Here is a 4,852-nt window from a genome sequence, read left to right as displayed (position 1 = left end):
CAGGTGCCCCGGTCAGTCCAGTCCATCAGCCGGGTCATGGTCTCGGCCCCGATCACCAGGGCGCAGCGGCTGCGGCCATGGGCCACGAAGCCGTCGGCCACCGAAAGGGCGAAGACGAATCCCGAACACACCGCCTGGACGTCGAAGGCGATCCCCACCGGGCAGCCCAGCTTGCGCTGAACAATGGCCGCCGTAGCCGGAAAGGTCAGGTCCGGCGTCGTTGTGGCCACGATGATCAGGTCCACCTCGGCCGGTGTGCGGCCGGCGGCGTCCAGCGCACGGCGGGCGGCTTCCACCGCCAGGTCCGAGGCCGCCTGGTCCGGCGCCGCGCGATGACGCTGGCGGATTCCCGTGCGCTCGCGGATCCACGCGTCGCTGGTGTCCACCACATTGGCCAGATCGTCATTGGTGACCACCTCGTCGGGGAGGTAGCCGCCCACGCCGGTCACGGCGCTGCGAAAAACGGAACTCAAGCTACTCGCCTCCCTGGCCGGCCGCCGCCGGGACGGCCCCGAAGTCGAGCCGGCTCATGCTGCGGGCGATCTCCGCGGCAAAATCGTTACGCCCCAGATCGGCGGCCATGGTGACGGCGTCGGCGAACTCCTTGACCTCCGCACCCCCGTGGCTTTTGACCACCACTCCGTTCAAGCCCAGCAGGGGCGCCGCCGCAGGCGGGCTCATGCGGTCGCGGAAGGCGCGCAGGGCTTTTCGGGCCAGCAGGGCGCCCAGCTTGGACTGCAGCGAACCGGTCAGGGCCGCCCGCAGTTCGCCGGTGATGAACTTGGCCACCCCCTCGGCGGTCTTTAGGGCGACATTGCCGGTGAACCCATCGGTGACCACCACGTCCACCACGCCCTGGGTCAGGTCATCACCTTCGACAAAGCCCTGGTAGTTGAGGTCGAAGCCCCCTTCCCGCAACAGCCGGTGGGCCTCGCGCACCTCTTCGTGACCCTTGATGTCTTCGGACCCGACATTGAGCAGGCCCACGCTAGGACGGGCGACCCCGTGGGCGGCGCGATGGAAGGCCGCCCCCATGACCGCGAACTCCACCAGCCGCTCGGCGTCGCAATCGACGTTGGCGCCGACGTCCAGCACCGTGGTGACGCCGCGCACGGTGGGCCAGCTGGCGGTGAGACAGGGCCGGTCCAGATCAGAGGCCATGCGCAGGATCAGCTTGGAGATCGCCATCAGCGCCCCGGTGTTGCCGGCGGAAATGGCGGCCTGCGCCTCCCCCAGCTTCACCGCCTCGACGGCGTTCCACATGCTTGAGCCCTTGCCCCGCCGCAGGGCGGTGGCGGGCTTCTCATCGGAGGCCACCACCTTGTCGGTGTGGCGGATTTCCGAGCGGGCGCGCAGGGGGCCGAAGCGCGACAGCTCGGCCTCGATGGCGGCCTCGTCGCCGTGGATCAGGAAGCGGACCGCCGCGGGCAGGCGCACGGCGGCGCGGGCGAGCGCAGGTACGGTCACCTGCGGACCGTGATCGCCCCCCATGGCGTCGACGGATAGGGTCAGGGCCTCTGTCACGCGCAGGTCTTGCTCCGCGATGCGCTCAACGCTCGTTCTCCTTTAGCCGCTTAAGCACGGCGAAGGGCGAGTCGTCACCCTCGGGCGACTGGTAGTCAAAGGTCTCCCCGGGCATTCTCGGGAAGGGGTCGATGGACAGGGCCAGTTGCTCCACCACCAGCACCGCAAGGTCCAGAACCTCCCCCTCCAGCACGTACGGCGGGTCCGGCGCCTCGGGGTCCAGGTCGAGTTCGGCGGCGGGATCGGGGGCGTTGGGACTGCCGGCCGGCAGAAACTGGCCCTCCACGGGCGCTTCCACGACCGTGTCGAAAAGCTCCAGGCTGACGCCCGATTCCTGGACGATCTCGGCGCGCAGCGAACCCGTCAGTTCGGCCCCGTCGAGCCACGGCCTGAGCCTCAGCCTGGCCTCGAGGCGCTTGATCTCAGGCAGGTTGAGCAGCCGCGCGATTTCCGCCCGTTGGGCCTCGCCGGCCACAAGGTCCAACGCCACAGGCCCTCGGGAAAGCTCGGCGAGACGGACAGGGTGATTCCAGACCGATTGCAGGGTCACGGCGCCACCCACGACACATCGCCCGTCAGGATGGGGTCGAGGGGCTGGTCGGCCAGATGCGCCCGCTGGCGCAGGATATAGGCCACAAGACCCGGACTATCGCCTTGAGCAGCCTCGGCATAGACGGTGCGTCCGATCAGCGCGGTCAGTTCACCCTCGTCCGGCAGGGCCTCGACGGCGGCCTGATAGGATTTGACCCGACCATAGAAGGCCTCGCCCAAGCGGCGCATCTTCTTGCCGACGGACAGGTCGCCTACCCCCATCTCGCGCAGGGCGTCGTCGAGCGCCTTCACATAGGTGTCGAATAGGGCCTGGGCCACATCGGCCGCCGAGGGGCCCTGGCGCTTCAACCGGTCGAGCAGCAGAACCACATGCAGGGAATAGAGTTCGAAGCGCCCCTCCACCGTGTCGGGCGCGCCCAGGACCGCGTAGAAGGCCGGGCTGCGCGCCTGTTCCACCACGGCGCCATAGAGCTTTTCGCCGGCGACGCGCGCAGGGCGGGGACGAAACAGACGCTCCAGCATGATCAAGGCCTCGATTTCGCCGCCACTTGGGGCTAGGGCGGGGCATTGAACTAAGGCCCCGCGGGCGATAGGTCAAAGTCTTGAAATCTTGAACAGGCGCCTTGTCCCATGTTTCGCAGCCTCGCCACCGCCGCCGCAGCGGCCGCTCTCCTGGCCACGGGCGCCTGCGCGCCGATCACCACCTATTCCGGTTTCCAGGCCATCGACGCCAGCCCCAAGGAAGTGGTCGTCGGCCAGGACACCAAGTCGACGGTGCGCGGGCGGTTGGGATCGCCCTCGGCCACCTCAACCTTTGAGGACAATGTCTGGTTCTATGTAGCCCAGGTGAAGGAGCGCGTCGCCTTCCGCAAGCCCGTGGTGGTGAACCGCGAGGTCGTAGCCATCCGCTTCAACGAAGACAGCGAAGTGGTGGAGAGCGTCGACCTCTACACCCTGGAGGATGGGCGGCAGGTGGCGTTCAGCGACCGCGAAACCCCCACCCGCGGTCGCGAGCTGACCGTGCTGGAGCAGCTGCTGGGCAATGTGGGCCGCGGCGGCATGCTGCCCCGCGACGATGAGAGCGTTCCGGGCAACCGGCCGGGCGATCGGCGCTGATCGCAGCCCCCGGCTCAGTCCGCAAAGACGAACGCCCCGGAGAAGCCTCTCCGGGGCGTCTTTGAGTCCAGCCGCCAGGCGGCTTCAGATCATCCGACCCCGTGGGCCAGCACCGCCAGGAGCAGCAGGGCCACGATGTTGGTGATCTTGATCATCGGGTTCACCGCCGGGCCGGCGGTGTCCTTATAGGGGTCGCCGACGGTGTCGCCGGTCACCGCGGCCTTGTGGGCCTCAGATCCCTTGCCGCCGTGATGGCCCTCTTCGATGAGCTTCTTGGCGTTGTCCCACGCGCCGCCGCCCGAGGTCATGGAGATGGCCACAAACAGGCCGGTGACGATCACCCCCATCAGCATGGCGCCCAGGGCCGAGAAGGCGTCAGCCTTGCCGGCGATGGCCATGATGACGAAGAACAGCACCACGGGAGAGACGACCGGGAGCAGGCTGGGCACGATCATCTCGCGGATGGCCGCCCGGGTGAGGATGTCCACCGCCCGGCCATATTCGGGCTTCACCTCCCCGGTCATGATGCCCGGGTTCTCCTTGAACTGGCGTCGCACCTCGACCACCACGGCCTCGGCCGCCCGGCCCACGGCGGTCATGGACATGCCCCCGAACAGGAAGGGCAGCAGCCCGCCGAACAGCAGGCCCACGACCACGTAGGGATTGGAGAGATCGAAGGCCACCGCGCCCACGCCCTCAAAGAAGGAGCCCGGCTCGGCGGTGGCGATGAAGTAGCGCAGATCCTCGGTATAGGCGGCGAAGAGCACCAGGGCGCCCAGGCCGGCCGAACCGATGGCGTAGCCCTTGGTCACCGCCTTGGTGGTGTTGCCCACCGCGTCCAGGGCGTCGGTGGAGACGCGCACCTCGGGCGGCAGGCCGGCCATCTCGGCGATGCCGCCGGCGTTGTCGGTGACAGGTCCGAAGGCGTCCAGGGCGACGATGAAGCCCGCCAGGGACAGCATGGCCGTGGTGGCGATGGCGATGCCGAAGAGACCCGCCAGGCCGTAGGTGACGATGATGCCCGCCACGATGACCAGGGCCGGTAAGGCGGTGGACTCCAGGCTGACCGCCAGACCCTGGATCACATTGGTGCCATGGCCGGAGACGCTGGACTTGGCCACCGATTTCACCGGCCGGAACCCCGTGCCGGTATAGTATTCGGTGATGACCACGATGGCCGCGGTGACCACCAGGCCGGTGACCCCGCAATAGAACAGCGACATGCCGTCGAAGCTGGTCTCGCCCACGGTGACCACGCCCGGGACGAGCTGGTTGGTCACCCACCAGATGGCGCCCACCGACAGAAGCCCGGTGACGATGAGCCCCTGATAGAGGGCCCCCATGATGTTCTGCGACTTGCCCAGGCGCACGAAGAAGGTGCCGAGGATGGAGGTGATGATGCAGACACCGCAGATGGCCAGGGGCAGCATCATCATCGCGTCCACGGCCGGTGAGCCGCGGAAGAAGATGGCCGCCAGCACCATGGTGGCCACGGTGGTCACGGCATAGGTCTCGAAGAGGTCGGCGGCCATGCCGGCGCAGTCGCCGACATTGTCGCCCACATTGTCGGCGATGGTGGCGGCGTTGCGGGGATCATCCTCGGGGATGCCGGCCTCGACCTTGCCCACCATGTCGCCGCCCACGTCGGCGCCCTTGGTGA

5 protein-coding genes and 1 pseudogene are annotated in these 4,852 nt (G+C 68.2%); 1 reads left to right on the top strand and 5 read right to left on the bottom strand.

All coding sequences use genetic code 11. The features are described 5' to 3' along the window. The 4 genes and pseudogenes from V7D28_RS13960 to V7D28_RS13945 form a co-directional block, all read right to left on the bottom strand. A pseudogene (locus tag V7D28_RS13960) lies at window positions 1–473 on the bottom strand (3-oxoacyl-ACP synthase); the annotation flags it as partial. A 1-nt stretch (window position 474) separates the two neighbouring features. Further along, complete coding sequence (plsX, locus tag V7D28_RS13955; RefSeq protein WP_333587992.1) at window positions 475–1,524, bottom strand: phosphate acyltransferase PlsX; 1,050 nt, start codon at window positions 1,522–1,524, stop codon at window positions 475–477. Window positions 1,525–1,549: 25 nt separating this feature from the next. Further along, window positions 1,550–2,086, bottom strand: a complete 537-nt coding sequence (locus V7D28_RS13950) for a YceD family protein (RefSeq protein ID WP_333587991.1) — start codon at window positions 2,084–2,086, stop codon at window positions 1,550–1,552. After that, window positions 2,071–2,598, bottom strand: a complete 528-nt coding sequence (locus V7D28_RS13945; protein ID WP_333587990.1) for a ubiquinol-cytochrome C chaperone family protein — start codon at window positions 2,596–2,598, stop codon at window positions 2,071–2,073. The genes V7D28_RS13950 and V7D28_RS13945 overlap by 16 nt, the downstream gene beginning before the upstream one ends. 108 nt (window positions 2,599–2,706) lie before the next feature. On the opposite strand from V7D28_RS13945, the gene V7D28_RS13940 reads away from it, so the two are divergent. Beyond that, entirely contained in the window at window positions 2,707–3,192 is a 486-nt protein-coding gene (locus V7D28_RS13940; RefSeq protein ID WP_333587989.1) for an outer membrane protein assembly factor BamE, read from the top strand. Window positions 3,193–3,281: 89 nt separating this feature from the next. Here V7D28_RS13940 and V7D28_RS13935 read toward each other — a convergent pair. Beyond that, the coding region (locus V7D28_RS13935) for a sodium-translocating pyrophosphatase (protein ID WP_333587988.1) at window positions 3,282–4,852 on the bottom strand (1,571 nt) is incomplete at its 5' end.

The sequence above is a fragment of the Phenylobacterium sp. genome, assembly GCF_036723115.1.
Lineage (GTDB): Bacteria > Pseudomonadota > Alphaproteobacteria > Caulobacterales > Caulobacteraceae > Phenylobacterium.
This window is presented reverse-complemented; position numbering and strand designations above follow the sequence as displayed.

What these genes read in the sequence shown, in the direction of transcription:
- V7D28_RS13945 (WP_333587990.1), bottom strand. Translation starts at nt 2,598, where the DNA reads ATGCTGGAGCGTCTGTTTCGTCCCCGCCCTGCGCGCGTCGCCGGCGAA.
- V7D28_RS13940 (WP_333587989.1), top strand. Translation starts at nt 2,707, where the DNA reads ATGTTTCGCAGCCTCGCCACCGCCGCCGCAGCGGCCGCTCTCCTGGCC.